Annotated in this window: 21 protein-coding genes and 1 riboswitch; of the genes, 16 read left to right on the top strand and 5 right to left on the bottom strand. The window is 39.2% G+C overall.

Annotated features, from left to right (window positions below; all coding sequences use genetic code 11):
* Positions 1 to 220 precede the first annotated feature (220 nt).
* From ACFO3D_RS17975 to ACFO3D_RS17985, 3 genes are all read right to left on the bottom strand, one after another.
* On the bottom strand, positions 221 to 415 hold the full coding sequence (locus tag ACFO3D_RS17975; protein ID WP_390299440.1) for a hypothetical protein: 195 nt from the start codon (positions 413 to 415) through the stop codon (positions 221 to 223).
* Between the two features lie 108 nt (positions 416 to 523).
* The gene (locus tag ACFO3D_RS17980; protein ID WP_390299443.1) at positions 524 to 727 is read right to left on the bottom strand and encodes a hypothetical protein; all 204 of its coding nucleotides are present in this window, start codon (positions 725 to 727) and stop codon (positions 524 to 526) included.
* A 108-nt stretch (positions 728 to 835) separates the two neighbouring features.
* Positions 836 to 1684 carry a VanW family protein gene (locus tag ACFO3D_RS17985; protein WP_390299446.1) on the bottom strand — a complete coding sequence of 283 codons (849 nt, stop codon included), beginning with the start codon at positions 1682 to 1684 and terminating at the stop codon, positions 836 to 838.
* 879 nt (positions 1685 to 2563) lie between these two features.
* Between ACFO3D_RS17985 and ACFO3D_RS17990 the strand changes: the two genes are divergently transcribed.
* Together ACFO3D_RS17990 and ACFO3D_RS17995 are read left to right on the top strand one after the other, a co-directional pair.
* Positions 2564 to 3625 (top strand): ArsR/SmtB family transcription factor, encoded by a 1062-nt coding sequence (locus tag ACFO3D_RS17990; RefSeq protein WP_390299449.1) that lies wholly within the window; start codon positions 2564 to 2566, stop codon positions 3623 to 3625.
* A gap of 1 nt (position 3626) precedes the next feature.
* Positions 3627 to 4862 carry an MFS transporter gene (locus ACFO3D_RS17995; RefSeq protein WP_390299452.1) on the top strand — a complete coding sequence of 412 codons (1236 nt, stop codon included), beginning with the start codon at positions 3627 to 3629 and terminating at the stop codon, positions 4860 to 4862.
* Positions 4863 to 5121: 259 nt separating this feature from the next.
* Here the strand turns inward: ACFO3D_RS17995 and ACFO3D_RS18000 are convergent, their stop codons facing one another.
* Positions 5122 to 5853, bottom strand: coding sequence for a YqcI/YcgG family protein (locus tag ACFO3D_RS18000; RefSeq protein ID WP_390299950.1), 732 nt, complete (start codon positions 5851 to 5853; stop codon positions 5122 to 5124).
* 317 nt (positions 5854 to 6170) lie between these two features.
* On the opposite strand from ACFO3D_RS18000, the gene ACFO3D_RS18005 reads away from it, so the two are divergent.
* The 10 genes from ACFO3D_RS18005 (at position 6171) to ACFO3D_RS18050 (ending at position 14974) form a co-directional block, all read left to right on the top strand.
* Positions 6171 to 7055 carry an MBL fold metallo-hydrolase gene (locus ACFO3D_RS18005; protein ID WP_390299455.1) on the top strand — a complete coding sequence of 295 codons (885 nt, stop codon included), beginning with the start codon at positions 6171 to 6173 and terminating at the stop codon, positions 7053 to 7055.
* A 303-nt stretch (positions 7056 to 7358) separates the two neighbouring features.
* Positions 7359 to 7552: riboswitch (cobalamin riboswitch) on the top strand.
* A 266-nt stretch (positions 7553 to 7818) separates the two neighbouring features.
* The gene (locus ACFO3D_RS18010; RefSeq protein WP_390299953.1) at positions 7819 to 9939 is read left to right on the top strand and encodes a ribonucleoside-diphosphate reductase subunit alpha; all 2121 of its coding nucleotides are present in this window, start codon (positions 7819 to 7821) and stop codon (positions 9937 to 9939) included.
* A complete protein-coding gene (locus ACFO3D_RS18015) occupies positions 9936 to 10370 on the top strand; it encodes a flavodoxin (RefSeq protein WP_390299458.1) in 435 nt (144 codons plus the stop codon). Before ACFO3D_RS18010 ends, ACFO3D_RS18015 begins: the two co-directional genes overlap by 4 nt.
* Positions 10351 to 11394, top strand: coding sequence for a ribonucleotide-diphosphate reductase subunit beta (locus ACFO3D_RS18020; RefSeq protein ID WP_390299461.1), 1044 nt, complete (start codon positions 10351 to 10353; stop codon positions 11392 to 11394). The genes ACFO3D_RS18015 and ACFO3D_RS18020 overlap by 20 nt, the downstream gene beginning before the upstream one ends.
* A 129-nt stretch (positions 11395 to 11523) precedes the next feature.
* Complete coding sequence (locus tag ACFO3D_RS18025) at positions 11524 to 12537, top strand: DUF3231 family protein (protein ID WP_390299464.1); 1014 nt, start codon at positions 11524 to 11526, stop codon at positions 12535 to 12537.
* Between the two features lie 177 nt (positions 12538 to 12714).
* The gene (locus ACFO3D_RS18030) at positions 12715 to 13308 is read left to right on the top strand and encodes an SCO family protein (protein WP_390299467.1); all 594 of its coding nucleotides are present in this window, start codon (positions 12715 to 12717) and stop codon (positions 13306 to 13308) included.
* A 3-nt stretch (positions 13309 to 13311) separates the two neighbouring features.
* Positions 13312 to 14049, top strand: coding sequence for a FixH family protein (locus ACFO3D_RS18035; RefSeq protein ID WP_390299469.1), 738 nt, complete (start codon positions 13312 to 13314; stop codon positions 14047 to 14049).
* A gap of 120 nt (positions 14050 to 14169) precedes the next feature.
* Positions 14170 to 14292: a hypothetical protein gene (locus ACFO3D_RS18040; RefSeq protein WP_390299472.1), complete on the top strand. Its 123-nt coding sequence runs from the start codon at positions 14170 to 14172 to the stop codon at positions 14290 to 14292.
* Between the two features lie 94 nt (positions 14293 to 14386).
* Entirely contained in the window at positions 14387 to 14695 is a 309-nt protein-coding gene (locus ACFO3D_RS18045) for a hypothetical protein (RefSeq protein ID WP_390299475.1), read from the top strand.
* Positions 14696 to 14779: 84 nt separating this feature from the next.
* Entirely contained in the window at positions 14780 to 14974 is a 195-nt protein-coding gene (locus ACFO3D_RS18050) for a hypothetical protein (protein WP_390299478.1), read from the top strand.
* 52 nt (positions 14975 to 15026) lie between these two features.
* Here ACFO3D_RS18050 and ACFO3D_RS18055 read toward each other — a convergent pair whose 3' ends face one another.
* Positions 15027 to 15125, bottom strand: a complete 99-nt coding sequence (locus ACFO3D_RS18055) for a YjcZ family sporulation protein (protein WP_390299482.1) — start codon at positions 15123 to 15125, stop codon at positions 15027 to 15029.
* 228 nt (positions 15126 to 15353) lie between these two features.
* Between ACFO3D_RS18055 and ACFO3D_RS18060 the strand changes: the two genes are divergently transcribed.
* The 4 genes from ACFO3D_RS18060 to ACFO3D_RS18075 all read left to right on the top strand — a co-directional run bounded on the left by ACFO3D_RS18060 (position 15354) and on the right by ACFO3D_RS18075 (position 17794).
* On the top strand, positions 15354 to 15524 hold the full coding sequence (locus tag ACFO3D_RS18060) for a type Z 30S ribosomal protein S14 (protein ID WP_465270753.1): 171 nt from the start codon (positions 15354 to 15356) through the stop codon (positions 15522 to 15524).
* Between the two features lie 153 nt (positions 15525 to 15677).
* Entirely contained in the window at positions 15678 to 16358 is a 681-nt protein-coding gene (locus ACFO3D_RS18065; protein ID WP_390299486.1) for an HAD family hydrolase, read from the top strand.
* Positions 16348 to 16764: an HIT family protein gene (locus ACFO3D_RS18070; protein WP_390299490.1), complete on the top strand. Its 417-nt coding sequence runs from the start codon at positions 16348 to 16350 to the stop codon at positions 16762 to 16764. The genes ACFO3D_RS18065 and ACFO3D_RS18070 overlap by 11 nt, the downstream gene beginning before the upstream one ends.
* Positions 16739 to 17794, top strand: a complete 1056-nt coding sequence (locus ACFO3D_RS18075; RefSeq protein ID WP_390299493.1) for a DUF2332 domain-containing protein — start codon at positions 16739 to 16741, stop codon at positions 17792 to 17794. The genes ACFO3D_RS18070 and ACFO3D_RS18075 overlap by 26 nt, the downstream gene beginning before the upstream one ends.
* Positions 17795 to 17798 lie beyond the last annotated feature (4 nt).

A 17798-nucleotide genomic window follows, 5' to 3' on the forward strand; every position in this document is an offset into this window, starting at 1 on the left:
GAATATGATTCTGAACAAGAAGTTAGGAAAATGATTAGCAACAGAAAAAACATCAACCTTTTTTTAATCATTTGATACCCCCTTTTCAACTAATCTGCCAGTTAGTTCAATATCTCGACACTTCAATATTAACATAATATTCCTATAACATTATTTGATTTTTTCCAAAAGAAAAAGGCAATCAACTTTTGAGGATCACCTTGGTTAACTATCGCACCCGTTACTTTAAGAAGGAATCATCATTTGGTTTCATAGTACCCTTAGTGAATATCCCAATAATTAAAATGATAATACCTATAATGCCTCCAATAAATTCAGCAATATATAAGTCTGATTCTCGCACGAAACGAATAACAAATCCTCCACCAAAAATTATTGTCATTCCAATACCAAGAGATGTTAGCCAATACTTCATCATTTCACCCCTTTTAGTAGTATAATCTTTGATTAAAATCGTTAGTAACAAGTCGGGATTGCCGTTGTTCCGAAAAAGCACCCGTTATTTTAAGTGCACCTATTCACATTATCTTTGTACCAACTTATAAAACGATTTAGCACCAATATATATTCCGACAAATAAGATTACACTAGTAACAAAATAAGGTGCTAAATACTGTATAGTATTTCTACCGATATCTGGTCCACCACTCGCCCACAAAACCTGGTGCCACCAAAACAATCCATATCCACCAAGTAACGCTAATAATACACCTAAAATTGTTTTCAAAACTATTTGCCTCCTTAACCATTATAAATTCCTTCCTCCACTAACCTGCTTCGTTCAATAAGCCGAATTCTAACTAAACAATTGCGTACTTTTGTTAAATAAAATTTATTAAAGATTATCAACTTCGCCTTCATAAGCTAGCAGTGGATTATACATCATCAGAGCATGATTTTCAGTAATATATTCATCATCTATTTGCTTTCCTTGACCATTATAAACCTTTCTGTAGATGGTGTTATGTCTTACATAGCCACCCCAATGTTCATGTGTAATTTTATGGTCTTTCTCATAAACTTCATAAGTCCTGATTTCAGGGTTAATTGCGCGCCACTCTCCCACCAAATGAGTATCATTCAGATATATAAGAAGCTGAAAAGTATTATTTGTTCTGTTCTGAATCTGTAAATCTAAATAATTATAAGAACAAGTGGCACCACTTCCAAAGGGCTGGGTGCGTTTAAAATCAGGAAACACATCGTAACTGTGGCGATAACGCTCCATTACTGTTAAGGGTGTGTGGAGAGTAATCCAATAAATCAGATTAGATAACTGACACAATCCACCGCCTATGCCCGGCTTATATTTACCATAATGAAGAACCATTCCTTTTTTGTACCCTTTTCGTTTAGAGGGGCAACCGATAAGTTTCCAATAAGAAAAGGTTTCACCTGGATGGATTGTGATTCCATTTAGCTTATTTAAAGCTATTTTTAAGTTATCAATCTTATTCTCTTGATACCACATCTCAACATCTTTTAGTTGCCTTCGTAAAATTGTTTTATGGTTTTTAATTTGAAAGGAGTATGGCTTTAAATCAATGGTTGAAGAATATTTCTTATTATCTATAAACCATTCAATTCTCCTCTTAAGTCGGTAGTATTGGATTCCAAGGTATATTCTTAATTTGCTCCTTCTTACAGGTTTTATCTTCTCTGATTCTTGCCAGTTCCAATTCATAAGAGCCCCCCTTTTATTCAACTCTTCTGCCCCGTTACTTTAAGAATGAACTTTCACAAATTTTATAATTATTTTAACATAAAATCACGACTATTTTTCAATATGGGGGATATTCCAAATATAATCATTGTCATATTGAATAATGGGACAATCGCAAGGTAACCGCAGTCGCTTTTTCCTCCTTCAAATAACGGTGCAAAAGTTAAACAAGGCGATCATCCCACTTGATCATCTTTTCTTATTGAAAAACTCAATCGCATATTTGGGATATTATGTTAGTTTTTAAGTATTAAGAAATATTGAACTCCCATGAAAATAAAAACTATTGAAAATCTAAAAAAGTGCATATTTAAATTGACCCAACTAAATGTTTTTTTAAAAAAGGCTGAGCCTGAAGTAACCTTTGTAAAATTGTATTGAATGTAATTGATCTCTTCCTTCTATGTTTAATAGAAATAATTAAGCAGGCTGGTGCAAAAACCAGATTAGGATTAATCTCCCATGAGTGCTACCCATATAAGGTGCGACAGTCAGTGATGCACCGTGGTCGTTGGAGTCAGACTAACGGATGGGCTCTACGGCACCATAGTTCATCGACCTTCTTCGCCAGCCGTACAATAAAGTATAGACAAAGACATACATTTTCATGCTCTGTGGTGCAGGGCTGGTCTTGCGCTGCATGTGTGACTAACGGGGCAGTTTAGTTGAAGAAGAATGTAACCTTTTAAGAGTTTTTTTAAAAGTGCTTGTTCAAGGTAATATAAGTTTTGTTATTTTAGACACTCTTTTTTTTGGGAGTGTCTATTTTTTTGAAAAGACTATTCGATAAAGTTTGAATATTTTGTTCTAATAATATAGAATATATTGGGAGGTGAAAATATGGAATTATACTCAATTAGAACAAAGGAAAGAGAAACCTATAAGGTAGAACTTAAATTTTCACTATTATGGGAAGCTGCGCTAGGGATTGCAGCTATCACTAATGAATCTCTTGTGGAAACATTAGATCTCTCCACAGAGAAAAGGAGAGATATTAATGAGTCACTTTCCAACGATATGATTAAGCAGCTTGAATATGTACAAAAAAATAATACCTGGAAAACACTTCTTCAGGTATTACATAAAGAGAACTTCAAAGATCTACCTTCATACTGTTCTTTTATAAGAAACTTATCTCCGGAAGAATTAAAGTCTATCGCAATTCCTTACCTGGGGAGTAACCTTGAGAAACAAAGAAACGAAATACTTCAAGGTTCAGACAAAGCTCTAAAGGAGTTGCAGCAAAAAACAAAAGAAAATTCTTTTCTTCCGACTTACTTAGAATTTATTTGCAAGGCAGATGTTGAAAAGTTAAAAGATCACTTAGTCGAAGTAATGTCTGGTTGGTATAAGTCAATTATTGATCCAGATAAAGAGAAAATCCAAACGATACTAGAAAAGGATATCAAGTCAAAACAAAAAATGTTGGAAAAGATAGAGCCGGAGCAATTCATAGAGTGGGCAACCGATGGGATAAAGTACCCACCTGAACCAGGTGTGTATAAAGTGATCTTAATCCCTCATTTTATTTATCGTCCCTGGAATGTCGAAGCAGATTTAGAAGGGGTAAAAGTATTTTATTATCCTGTTGCTAATGAAAGTATCTCAGCTGAAGGCAAATATGTACCTAATAAAATGCTCGTACAAAGATACAAAGCACTTGGGGATGAAAACCGTCTAAAAATATTAAAGATGATAAAAATGAGAGGTCTTACCCTTCAAGAGTTAACAGACGAATTGAAGATGGGGAAAACAACGGTCCATCACCATTTAAAGATATTAAAATCAGCAAGATTAATATCTGATAAATCTTCTCGGTATGTGGTAAATGATCAAACATTAGCTCTTGTATCAGAAGAACTAAAACTGTACTTAGAGAAAAATGAAACCGGGGAAGTTTAGTATGAACGAACCTATAACTAGCATTCGTACTAAAAATACAGTTCCAAGTTTTAAAAAGAACTATCAGGTTTTTCGGTTTATAGGAGGAAACCTCGTTTCATTTTTTGGAGATCAAATATACCTGATCGCTTTACCCTTAATTGTTTTAGCTATAACCGGTTCTCCCTTAAGTATGGGAATTGTTGCCGCTTTAGAAAGGCTCCCAGTTATTATTCAACCATTTACAGGGGTATTTGTAGATCGTTATAACCGAAAAAAAATACTGCTTATTTGCGATTTAGGAAGGTTTTTAGTGGTTGGACTGATAGGGTCCTTGCATTTGATGGATGCCCTTTCTGTCTGGGAAATCTACATTGGTTCCCTAATAGTAGGTGTCTTGACTCAGGTTTATAATACTTCCCAGTTTGCCTCAATCCCAAAGTTAGTACAGAAAAAAGATTTGCAGTTAATGAATTCAATTAATACAGGGTTTTTTCAAACAGCTGTTTTTGTTGGTCCTGGATTGGGTGGAATTCTTATAAGTATCTTCAATCCAGGCTTAGGATTAATCGTTAACAGTTTTAGTTTTTTAGTAGGTTTTTTGGCAGTTCTAAGCTTGGATATAAATTATTCAATAGAGAAAAAAGAAACCAACAGTGACTTTAAAGTTATGGCCGAGATAAAAGAAGGTTTTGCTTTTGTCATTAAAAATAAAATTCTATTGTACACCAACCTTGCGATGCTTTTCTCTGTTTTTGGCACGACTCTTTTCCTGACTATGTTGGTTATTCACTTAAAGGCATCGGTCGGGTTTAATTCAGTCCAAATTGGCTATCTTCTTTCCATTGGGGGACTCGCAGCGATAGGTGGTTCTCTAATATCGAACCTATTAAGAAAGTATTTTTCTTATAGAAGTATTTTGTTTTTATCAGGTATAATTGGGGGCTTATCCATTATAGCATTTGGTTATTCAAAAGCTTTTCTATTATTAGTGATAATGAATGCAGTTGGCACGCTCTCAGCTTCCATTATGAGTCCGTGCATTGTTACCATTCGACAAACGCTTAGTCCTGAACATTTATTAGGTCGCGTTCAGGCTACTAGTCGTTTTATGACTTGGTTACTAATGCCAGTCTCAGCATTGTTTGCTGGGATAATAGCTGAGTACTATGGAACCGAAATTGTTATTATGGTTGGAGGCATTATCGCATCGATTGCTTCTTTAATTTACTTACACCCCTCCTTAAAAAGAGCTTAATTTATTCTTTTATAAAGAACCTATAAAAAGATTATACAGTGAAGAATGTGAAGAATTGTACTTAAAGTAACGGGTGCTTAGTTGAAGAAGAAAATAAAAAGAAACGCTCAAGATTAAAAATTTCTGAGCGTTTTTCAGTGCTAATTATATTGTGATTTTACTTGTTATTTCTGGTGCTAAATCTATTGCGTTTTTACCTTCTATTTGTGATTTTGTACTCCAAAAGCGAACCCGTTACTTTTTTAGTTCCTGCGCTTTATCACGTATCTCTGAATTTATGAAATGGACATTCTTTTAAAGAAGTATGATCATCTCTCAAAAAATACTGCTCCCACTCAAAGTTATCGTTCTTTCCATAAACCTTGAGGGAGGGATGGATAGGAACCACATCATAATTTCCAAGACGTTTACGGATTTTCTTTTTTATTTTATCTGCGTGGGGAATCGACTCGAAAAATTCCTTGAATGCCCACCTGGGGGTGATTGCCAGCATCATTGTCTGAAAGTGTCTGCTTCTCCGTTTAACATGGGCAGGGCTTGCGCAATACATAAAGTACCGTTCACCTGTAAAGCAAAACTCCCAGAGTGGTTCAGATGGATTATAAGGTATATCCGCTGGCCAATCACTTTCATCTACAGCCGCAAGTCCATTCAATTGCTGCCAGAACAGCTCCTCGTATTCTTCAACCGTATAATTTTTTTCATCCAATGGTTTATAAAAAATGATGAGTGAGGTATATTTTCCCAATTCTCTTGCTATATCGGTATATTGGCGTAATAAGCCTGCCAGTTCTTCAACTGTGGATTGTTCTTTGGGTCCGCCGACAAAACCGAAACGCATTTGATTAAGCGAAACGCCAATCGTAGCAGGTATACAGGGGAAAGGCTTATTCTTATCTGTCACTTTTTTCACAAACTGGTCAAGTATCTTCTTTTCCCAATGGTCAAGCTGGTGTCTGTTATCAAGGGTATCTTTGTATAGTCCTTGAATAATTATCACCTCACAATAGCTTCTTTAGATTATTCATGGGACATGTGCTTGGGTGTTTGTCTAGGTGGAATATGGGCGTTTTCCTGAAAAAATCTTAAGAAATTCTTCATTTTTTTCTAAATTGAATTTAAGAACTCCAGTTTATACTGAAGATATTCATAAAAAAACACATGATTAGGGACGGAGGGACAGGCTCCTTGTACCTCCGTCCCACTTTACTGCCTCTTCATCTTTATGTGATTTAAAAAATGGAATAAAGGGTATTTATGTTTATGTATCCAATTCAAAAAAAGATGAGAAAAGGAGGCGGTCGGGCAATGACCAATGACATGCATTACGGTAAGGACTATAAAGTTGTTCCAGCCACTTCTACCAAAAGCGGTACATTTGAGAAGATAGCGGAAGATTTATGGTATCAAACCATTCAAATTGTAAATTTATGCTATGTAACTAATCCAATCGACAACAAATGGGTATTGATTGATGCGGGGATGCCAAAGTCAGCGAACAATATCATTGACCACGTTACCGAAAAGTTTGGGAAAGACTATCCACCTGCGGCGATTGTGTTGACTCATGGACACTTCGACCATGTAGGAGGGCTTGTTGACCTTGTCAAGCACTGGAACGTTCCAGTTTATGCTCATGAGAAGGAACTTCCTTATCTTCGTGGGGAACAGGCTTACCCTGAACCGGATACTTCTGTAGAGGGCGGCATGGTAGCGAAAATGTCTAAATTCTTTCCAACAGACCCGATTGAACTTGGAGATATGGTAAAACCGCTCCCTGCAGACGGAAGTGTCCCATACCTAGAGGAATGGAAATGGATTCATACCCCTGGCCACACTCCAGGCCATGTCTCATTTTGGAGAGAGAAAGACCAAACATTAATTGTTGGAGATGCTTTCGTTACTGTAAAACAAGAAAACTTATATGACGTGATGGTACAGAATAAGGAAATCAGTGGGCCTCCCCGTTATTTAACACCAGATTGGAAGGAATCTCAAATATCGGTCGAAAAATTGAGAAATCTTCATCCAAAATTGGCTATCACGGGTCATGGCCTGCCAATGGAAGGTGAAGATATGACCAAAAACCTTGACTATTTGGCAAAAAACTTCAAGAAAATAGCGGTTCCTGATCATGGACGTTATGTAGAGACGGACAAGGGGACAGGCACCGTGTCCCAGTACAGGAAATGAAGTAAAAGGAACTTCCCGGTCGGGAGGTTCCTTTTTTGAATGAGGGGGACAAGGTGCCTGTCCCCTTGTCCCTTCAATTAGATAATAAGTCTTAATTGAATTACCTTATCGCTTTAATAAACTTCCAAACTTGAAGCAGTGTAAGGGCGCGGAGGATTTATGGAAGACATAAAAAATTGGAGCTCTCTTAGATTTCACTAGGGACTTAACTCCTGATTATTGTTTTTTTGTTGCAGAAGCTATAATCCTGTGATACTCTATCAATACAATATATTGTGATTAATATTTACTTTACAACTATATATAGTACAAACGAGTTGAAGGTGACATTTGTTGTCTTAAAAGGGAACCCAGTGAAATTCTGGGACTGTCCCCGCAACTGTAAGTGTGGACGAACGAGATTTCCACTGTACCGATTGCTTCACGGCAACGGTACGGGAAGGACTCCAGTAGGGTGAAGCACGAGTCAGGAGACCTGCCTTAACTTGTAGTTTCAATTCCTCGGGGTAAGAGAAGGTGAAACGATAGAGAAGCAGATACATATTTTCTGTCGTTTTATGTCCGTCTATCCTTTGGGTAGGCGGATTTTTTTAGTAGTAAATGCTTTCTTACTCCATAGGTGCAACAAAGGGCTTTCGCCATTAATGCTTGGCGAAAATATGAATTTTAGGGAGGTAATGAAATGACAATCATAGCAGCAAGGGGTTTATCGCAATTGATTGATCACGCAACAGAAGGTCTAAAAGTAGACAAAAATGTATTAATGGAGAAGCTTAACCCGGAAACGAAACCGGATGATTTAATTAAACATGCTCTGGAAAACATCGATGAAGCCAATCCTGATTGGACATTTGTCGCCAGCAGGATCTATTTACGTCAACTTTATAAACGCGCCGCGGAAAACAGGCGGTATGATGCTAATTTACGGTATGGAAATTTTCATCAATTAATTGAGTCTCTAACTGAAAAAGGGATTTACTCCGAGCGACTTTTGACAAAGTATACCAAAAAAGAAATCGACTTTTTTGCCAGAGTTATTGATCCGAAGCAGGACTTGTTATTTAACTATCTGGGATTATATACGATGGCAACCCGCTATATGGCAACAGACCATGATAAAAATACATATGAGCTGCCGCAGGAGCGCTGGATGATAATTGCAATGTATTTAATGCAAGATGAAAGTCAGGTTTATCGCAGTCAATATGTCATCGAAGCGTACTGGGCATTAAGTAACCTGTATATGACAGTCGCAACACCAACGTTAACGAATGCCGGCAAATCACATGGCCAGCTTTCAAGTTGTTTCATTGATACGGTGGATGACAGCTTGCAGTCCATTTATGACAGCAATACCGACATTGCCAAACTTTCTAAAAATGGCGGTGGGATTGGTGTTTATATGGGGAAGATCCGAAGCCGTGGCAGTTCAATTAAGGGCTATAAGAACATGTCAAGCGGGGTTGTTCCGTGGATTAAACAGCTTAACAATACAGCGGTCAATGTCGATCAGTTAGGAACCCGTAAAGGCGCAATTGCCATATATTTAGATATCTGGCACAAGGACATTGAACCTTTTCTTGATCTGAAATTAAATAATGGGGACGATCGGCTTCGGGCTCATGATATTTTTACTGGGGTCTGTCTGCCTGATTATTTTATGGAAAAGGTTGAGGAGCGAGGAGACTGGTATCTATTTGACCCGCATGAGGTTCGGCAGGTGATGGGGTACTCGCTCGAAGATTTTTATGATGAAGAAAGAGGACACGGTACTTGGCGTGAGCGCTACCTGGAATGTGTTCACTCGGCTGAATTAACCAAGAAAGTCGTCCCTGCGATTGACATTATGAAACGGATAATGAAATCCCAACTCGAATCGGGAACACCTTTCATGTTTTACCGGGATGAGGTCAACCGGAATAATAATAATTCGCACAATGGTATGATCTATTGTTCCAACCTGTGTACAGAAATTACCCAGAATCAGTCTCCGACAGAGTTTCTGGAAGAATTTGTAGAATTGGACGATACGATTGTAAAAAAATACAAAACAGGCGATTATGTCGTATGTAACCTTAGCTCAATTAATCTAGGACGGGCAGTGCCTGATAAGGTGCTTGAACGACTCATAAAAATTCAGGTACGGATGCTTGATAACGTAATTGATATAAACACGCTGCCGCTTAAACAAACGCAAATGACCAATCAGAAATACCGCGCAATCGGCCTGGGGACATTTGGATGGCATCATTTGCTGGCAAAAGAAAATATACAATGGGAATCTGAAGAAGCAGTCGGCTATGCTGACCATTTATATGAAAAAATTGCTTACCTAACCATTAAAAACAGCATGGATCTAAGCAAGGAAAAGGGGCGATATCCAGCCTTTGAAGGAAGCAAATGGCAGTCTGGAAGTTATTTTGCTGAAAAAGGCTACAGCGATGAAAAATGGTCGAAGCTACAGAAGCAGATCGCTGAACACGGAATCCGGAATGGCTACCTGATGGCAATCGCACCAAACTCATCAACTTCCATGATTGCGGGCTCCACAGCCAGTATAGATCCCGTTTTTAAGCCATTTTATTTTGAAGAAAAGAAGGATTTTAAAATCGCTGTGACCGCACCGGAACTGACTCACAAATCGTATGATATTTATCGTAGATCAGCATACATTCTGGATCAGCGCTGGTCGATTAAACAGAATGCAGCACGTCAGAAACATGTCGATCAGAGTATATCGTTTAATTTCTATGTGCCGAATACAATAAAAGCTTCGGTCCTGCTCGATCTGCATCTCCAGGCATGGAAGGAAGGGCTGAAAACCACGTATTATGTCCGCTCCACAGCCAACGATGTTGAAGAATGTGAGTGGTGTGAAAGTTGAGAAGTGTTATTGCCTATTTATCCTATAGTGGAAATACAAAAGAAGTTGCGGAAATGATTGAAACAAGGCTTCGAGCTGATGGAATGGCGGTCGATATGCACCGGATAGGAATTGATTCTCCAATCGATGGGGGGTTGTACGATATCGTTTTTATCGGGACGTTTACGTGGGATATGGGAAGTACACCGGACGAGGTAAAGGATTTCGTAATTGAACTTGGCTATAAACCTGATCATGTCGCCGTCTTCGGGACCGGGGATACGCAATTTGGCGGGGATAAGTTGTTTTGCCGTGCTGTATCTAAGCTGGAAAAGTTTTATGAAAGTAAGTGGAAAAGCCTCAAAATCGAACAGTCACCGCGAGGGTCACAGGAACAATTAGTCGAAACTTGGTTGGAAGGAGTGCTGCATGATGTCAAAGCATGTTCTTGAAAAAGCAAAAACATTAGAACCGCTGAATCCCAATAAGTCAACAGCTCTATTTGGCGGAAAATCTAGTGGAATCCTGAATTGGAATGATATTGCCTATCCGCACTGGTATAAAATGTACAAGCGGTTAATCGGAAATTATTGGCAGGCCGATGAAATCAATATGTCCGGGGATGTCCGCCAATTTTCATCTTTGAGCGAGTCTGAAAAAGAAGCATATTTAAAAATAATAGGCCTGTTATCAACACTGGATGCGCCCCAGACCAGGACGGCGCTCCTATTCTCGCTGTATGCAAGCGATCCATCAGTTCATTCGATTATGGCAGTGATTGCTCAGCAAGAAGCAGTTCATAATGAAAGTTATTCGTATGTTCTGTCGTCTGTTGTCTCACTCGATGAACAAAATGAAGCGTTTGAGCTGGGGCGTAATAACGCGGTTCTTAGGAAGAGAAACGAGCAACTTATGCAGCATTATAATGCGTTTGTTGCCGAGCCAACGATTGAAAATATACTTAAAACGATGGTCTATACCAGTCTTCTGGAAGGGATGTTTTTCTATTCAGGATTTGCATTCTTCTATAATTTAGCAAGGCAAAATAAAATGGTAGGCACTTCGACTATGATCAGTTACATTAACCGGGATGAACTCGAGCATGGCCGCTTTATTGCAGAATTGTTCCGGGCGACTCTAGCTGAAAATCCTGATTTGAATACAGCTGAATTCTCTGAATGGGTATATCAGCAGTTCAGAGAATCAGTTATGTTGGAAAAAGAATGGTCCAATTATGTCCTGGGTGATGTGGAGGGGATTGATTTGGATGAGATGGACGGATATATCAACTATCGCGCCAATAAAATGCTCCGAATGATGGGGTTGAGTGAAATTTACCCCGACAACACGGATAATCCCATGAAATGGATTCGTGCTTATGTCGATAATTTTGATGGTACTAAAACCGACTTTTTTGAACAAAAATCCCGACAATATACAAAAACAAGCGACCTAAACGGCTTTGATGATCTCTAGGTGGTGGAACGGGGGGACAGGCTCCTTGTCCCTGGGACAAGGAGCCTGTCCCCCTGTCTCATTATATTTAAAAGTATAAAATTTATCCTTGCTCAAAACATATAGGTAACATATTAAAGGAGAAGTTTTATGCACTCAACTAACAATTTACCTTTGGCAGCTTCCGAAATGGCTAGTCTTTGGACCCAATACATGTTTGATACCATGTCTATATGTTTCTTTAAATATGCATTGGAACATATTGAGGATACAGATATTCGGACTCTTTACGAGGAGGCATTGGAACTGTCAGAAGCACATGTGGAAAAAATAAAGGGTTTTTTCCAGGGAGAGAACTACCCTGTTCCCAAAGGATTCATCGATGACGATGTCAATGTAAAGGCACCACGACTTTTCCGTGACCCCTTTTATCTTAATTATTTATATATTATGTCACTGCAGGGGTTAACCGGGTACTCGCTCTCTGTGGGGACTTCTATTCGGGCTGACCTGCGCCGCTATTATATTGAAGTGAATTCAGAGACCATGCGGCTGTTTGAAAAGATATTGGATGCAATGCTGACAAAAGGGCTCTTTGCACGTCCGCCAGTTTTAATACCCCCAGATTCTGTAGATTTCGTAAAAAACCAGAGATTTTTGACGGGATGGTTCGGTGAGCGCCGACCGCTTACGGCTATGGAAATTGGAAACATCACCTTCAACATGAACAAAATGCATGTGCACGTTGCTTTAAAAGTAGGATTCAGTCAGGTTGCTAAATCTGACAGGTTTCGGAAGTACATCAATCGCGGTGTGAAAATCTCCAACAAGCATATTGATCAATTTCAGAATATATTCCGGGAAGAAAAACTAAATTCCCCGATGTCATGGCAAGCGTTTGTCAAGGATTCTACTACTTCACCATTTTCTGATAAATTGATGATGTATACGATTCAGTTGTCTACTCAAATTGCGATCGCTTTTTATGGGACTGCATTTAGTGTCAATTCCAGAAGAGACTTGGGTGCAAAGTATATGGTGTTGACTGGTGAATTGGCAAGGTATGCAGAGGATGGAGCAAACTTGATGATAGACAAAGGTTGGTTGGAACAGCCCCCTTTAGCCCCGGATCGCAGGAATTTGTCTAAAGGTAAAAAAGTATGAAAAAACTCATGGGCCTTTCGTAAAAAGGGCCTTTATTTTTTTGTAGAGATAATTAGGTTTAAAATTGTTCGATATTTATTCACAGTAATTCCATTGATATGTCATTACTTCACTGGTACATTCTTAGTAGAAGTCCACGCGTGTTTTTTAAAGTGACTCGAAAAGGATGGTAACAAAATGAACCGAAAATTATTAGCGATGTTTTTCTTGTTTATAATAGTTTCAATACTGGCCGGCTGTAGCGAGCAAACTATTCCGGATAAACTGGATTGGAAAGTGAAAGATTTTGAAGCCACCGATCAAGATGGTGAAAAAGTTTCGCTTGCTGACCTAAAAGGAGAAGTATGGATTGCTGATTTTGTCTTTACAAGCTGTAACACCGTTTGTCCTCCAATGACAGCGAATATGGTGAAACTGCAGGATAAGATAGAGGAAGCAGATGTACCGGTTCAAATTGTTTCTTTTACCGTTGACCCGGAACGTGACACACCTGATGTTCGAAAAGAATTCATTACAACCCGTGGAGGAGATTTATCAAATTGGTCTTTCCTTGGTGGGTACTCTTTTGATTATGTTAGGGAAATATCCGAGACATCATTTAAGTCATCCGCTATGAAGCCACCAGAGGGGACAGATCAGTTTACCCATGGGACAAGCTTCTACCTGGTCGACCAAGAAGGAACTGTAGTTAAGAAATACAGTGGTTTCAAAAACGTCCCATATGACAAAATAGTAGAGCATGCAAAAATACTTAATTCGAAAGGTCAGTAACGTATGAAAAAATTAATCGCTTTAATTATCTTTCTTTCCGTTATGTTCATAGCAGCCTGCGGGAGTTCAGGTGACAGTATAGAGGGAGAGACAAATGCAAACACTTCCCTGGAGCCGTTAAAGGTTGAGTTTATTACCAAACCTGATACTTTCCAACCGGGTAAAGAAGGAACAATTGAGGTTAAGGTTACCCAAGGGGACCAAAACGTCACAGACGCTGATGAAGTTCTATTCGAAATATGGAATAAAGGGCATCAGGATAAATCCGAAAAATATGAGGCTGAAAATAAAGGTAAGGGTGTTTATTCACTGAAACATTCTTTTAACGAAAAAGGAGTTTATAAAGTGACCGCACACGTAACAGCACGGTCAATGCACACAATGCCGGCGAAGGAGTTTAATGTAGGCAGAGTAGAGGAGAAACATGCACACGGCAATCATCATGACGAAAATAATCTCATGGTAATGCTTATGAAAGAAGATACCATCCAGGCCAATAAAGAAGCAACACTGATGGCTCATCTGCAAAAAGATAACAAACCTCTCACGGGAGCATCCGTTAGATTTGAGTATTGGATGGAAGGTCAGGATAAACATACCTTCGTTGAGACAGAGGAAAAAGAAGCAGGGAAATATCAAGCAAAGATAATGTTTAATGAACCTGGAAACTATACGGTGAAAACGCATGTGAAAAAAGATGATCTCCACAGCCATAAAGAAGAGACTATCGAAGTACAGTAACAAAAATTCCATGACCCTTCGTCTAACCTCCTTTCTATAAGGCGGTTAGACTTTTCTTTTATTAAACCCAGACACTTAGTTTATAATGGAAACATTATGAATTTCCCGGGAGGACGTACTATGACGTTTAATAAACTTATAGGGTTGCCGGAAGTTGACGAGAATAAAAAATTAATCGAAGAGTTGCTGTCCGTGGCATCATCATTCGGGATGAACGCATTCTCCTTGTCCATCCCAATCTAGGAGACTACGAGTTTCCTGTCGGTGGAGTGGAATAGGGTGAGACCTATGAAGTGGCTTTGGTTAGGGCGAAGAAACTGGATATCTTAAAGGTATTGTGATTAAGAAAGCTGGCGTAGTTATTCAGCGGCATATTGATACATATGATGGAGAAGCGATTTTTGAAATGGATTCTCACTATTATGTTTGCGAGGTATCCGGTCAAAGAAGCACGCAGCAACTCGATGGTAATGAAATCGATCAGGAATATACCCCAATATGGGTTCCAATCGAGGAGGCCATTAAGCAAAATGAAGGCGTACTTTACGCAAAATCCGCAAAACAGGTGGATTCACCGGGAAAATTATGTGTTAAAAGTTCTAAAGCAAAGAATTTGATCCACCCGTACGAAGGTTCTAAACCGTAAATCGTCTTTTCAGATTTTTTTCGAGAAAAGACAGTGAATTACCGTTATAATTGAATTAATTAACTTATTTAGTGGGGGATATATATGAAACTTGCAATCATATTAATAATTATTGTTTCACTTATCGGTCTTGTACTTACTGTTAGGGAAATGGGAAGAAGTGACGAGGGCTACTACAAGGCTTCTAAAAAGAATGTTACATCTTTAACCATGATTTATGTAGTGGCAATTCTGGGGTCGCTCATTGCTTTAGCAGTGTTTATCGTTAAGACGGTTTAGTCATACCTGATAATGAAAAAAGCACCACTTTAATGTGGTGCAGAAAAAGAGTTTAATAGCTTCTCTTGTCAAATTCACTTCCAATGATAACCAACAATACAAATAGTACCACCAACAGAATAAAGTCATTTTTGTTGTTGAAAAAGGACATACAATACTCCTCCTTTCCTTTTATATCGTGTTTCTATATTAGGGTATGCCCGATTGTTTGTATGGGAAAGGCAAATGTCAGGGAAAGTTGAAAAATAGGGGAATGTCAGACGAGTTAACTCGTTAAAATAACCAGCAGAGTATTGCTGGTTATTTCTCGTGGGGTAACAATTTTCACCTAAGTCCATTAAAGTCTGATTTCCATAAATACAACATCGCAAGAACAGCTTTGATGGTAAAACAGCAATTCCCCCAGAAGTTTAAGGTCTGCGAATATATTCGCTGTAACCAGTGTGGCAGATCGCATAGCGTATTAAAGAAATTCCATTTGTGTCGTATCTGCCTTCGTGAATACGCGTGTAAAGGACAAATACCTGGCGTAAAAAAAGCCAGTTGGTAAATATATAACATGCATTTCCATCTTTGGAAGGCTTTTTATAGTGGGTTATAGTAACTAAGTTCTTTCGTATGTTTTCATCCGAGCGTTCCCCCGAAACATTAACTAGATTGGTCCCTGTGATATACTGAAAAAAGTCCGGGGGAGGGGATTCATTTGATTAGAGCAGTGCTGTTTGACCTGGACGGGACATTGCTGAATCGGGACTTATCTGTTCGGAAATTTATTCATGACCAGTATGAACGTTTACTTAACGTGTTAGTGCACATACCAAAAGAAGAATATGTGCAACGGTTCATTGAACTAGATTATCGAGGGTATGTTTGGAAGGATAAGGTTTATCGGCAGCTGGTCAAGGAATACGCTATTAACGAAATCACGTGGGAAGAATTACTCGAGGACTACCTTGCCAATTTCCGGCATAGCTGTGTGCCGTTTCCTAATTTGATCCAGATATTGGAAAACTTAAAAGGAAGTGGCATGTCACTTGGAATGATTACCAATGGAAAGGGTCAGTTTCAACTGGATAATATCCGAGCGCTAGGGATTGCGCCGTATATTGATGCCATCCTGATTTCTGAATGGGAAGGAATTAAAAAACCGAACGAGCAGATTTTTCAGCGTGCGTTGAATAAATTAAGTGTTCGGCCTGAAGAAAGCATCTTCGTCGGTGACCATCCGGAAAAGGATATTGCTGCCGCTCGCAATGTTGGGATGAGAACTGTATGGAAGAAGGACCTTCACTGGGAAGGCTCCAATGCCGATTACATAATTGAGGATTTAATAGAGTTGTCAAACATATTAGAAATGGAGGAAGCAGAGACGAATGAGAGATGAGAAATGCGTATTCTGCCATCCGCGCCTTGAAGCAGAGCAGCGGATTATTTTAGAAAATGAACACTGTATGTTTTTGCAGTGGGAAAGTGCAAGTCTAAAGGGTAGTCAGCTTGAAGGAGCTGGACTGATTGTACCAAGACAGCACCGTGAGACGGCTTTTGATTTGTCAAAAGAAGAATGGAACGCTACTCATGACCTGTTACATGAAGTAAAAGCGTATCTGGATGAAAAACATGGCCCTAACGGATATAATATCGGCTGGAACTGCGGTGAAGTCGGGGGTCAGCATATTTTCCATGCACATTTCCACGTGATTCCCCGATATGCCGATGAGCCAATGGCCGGAAAGGGAATCAGATACCTTTTTAAAGGGCCTGGTAATGTACGAAAAGAAATGGGGGAGTAATAAATTGGATAAATCTACTCTTGCAATGCGTTTTAAGTCATTTTCCGAAAAAGAATGCAAAGGGTCGAGCAGATTGTATGAGCATTTAGCGAGTAAGGTTGCGGACGATGAATATCTGCTCAGCTTATGTTCCTATGTGCGGGAAGGACAGCCGGTCCCAAACATGCTTTTCGGAGCAGTGCATTACCTACTATTGAAAGGTGAAAGTCACGAGCTTGCTGACTACTATCCCAGTTTAACTGATTCGCCCGGAGAGCCCCGGGATGCTTTTCCATCATTTAAGAACTTTTGCAAGATACATCAGGAAGAGATAATTCCGCTTATGAAACATAAGCTCGTGCAGACTAACGAAGTAAGACGAACAGGTTATCTATATCCGGCATTCTGTTTTATTTACGAAAAAATAAAGAAACCGTTAGCACTGATTGAAATTGGTACGAGTGCAGGACTGCAGTTATTTTGGGACCAGTACAGCTATTCATATGGTTCAGATCAAATTTACGGTAACCGCAGTTCCGAAGTGCATATAGACACAGAAGTTAGAGGCAATAATTTTCCGTTTCTACTTTCCGAAAGCCCGCCAGTTATCTCAAGAACCGGGCTAGACTTACATATCAATGATGTTACTGACCCGGAGGATTATCTATGGCTAAAGGCGCTTATTTGGCCTGAGCACGTGGAGCGGAGAAAGTTGTTTGAGTGTGCTGCCAATTATGTCAACACGAATTCCGTCAGCTTGATTGAAGGCGATGGAATCACTATGTTGCCAGAGACCGCTCGTGATATTCCAGTAGACGCAGCAATTGTTGTTTTCCATACCCATGTTGCAAACCAGCTTTCATATCAAGCGAAGGCCAATCTTCTTCGCAGTATAAAAGATATTAGCGGGGAGCGGGAAATATTCCATCTCTACAACAATATTCAGGACACTGACTTGCATCTCGATTATTTTATTAATAGTAAGGAATATAAAAACAAAGCTGGTGAGACAGATGGACATGGTAGATGGTTTACATGGGAGCTTGAGTAACCAT

The organism is Virgibacillus kekensis, assembly GCF_042654125.1.
Lineage (GTDB): Bacteria > Bacillota > Bacilli > Bacillales > Amphibacillaceae > Lentibacillus > Lentibacillus kekensis.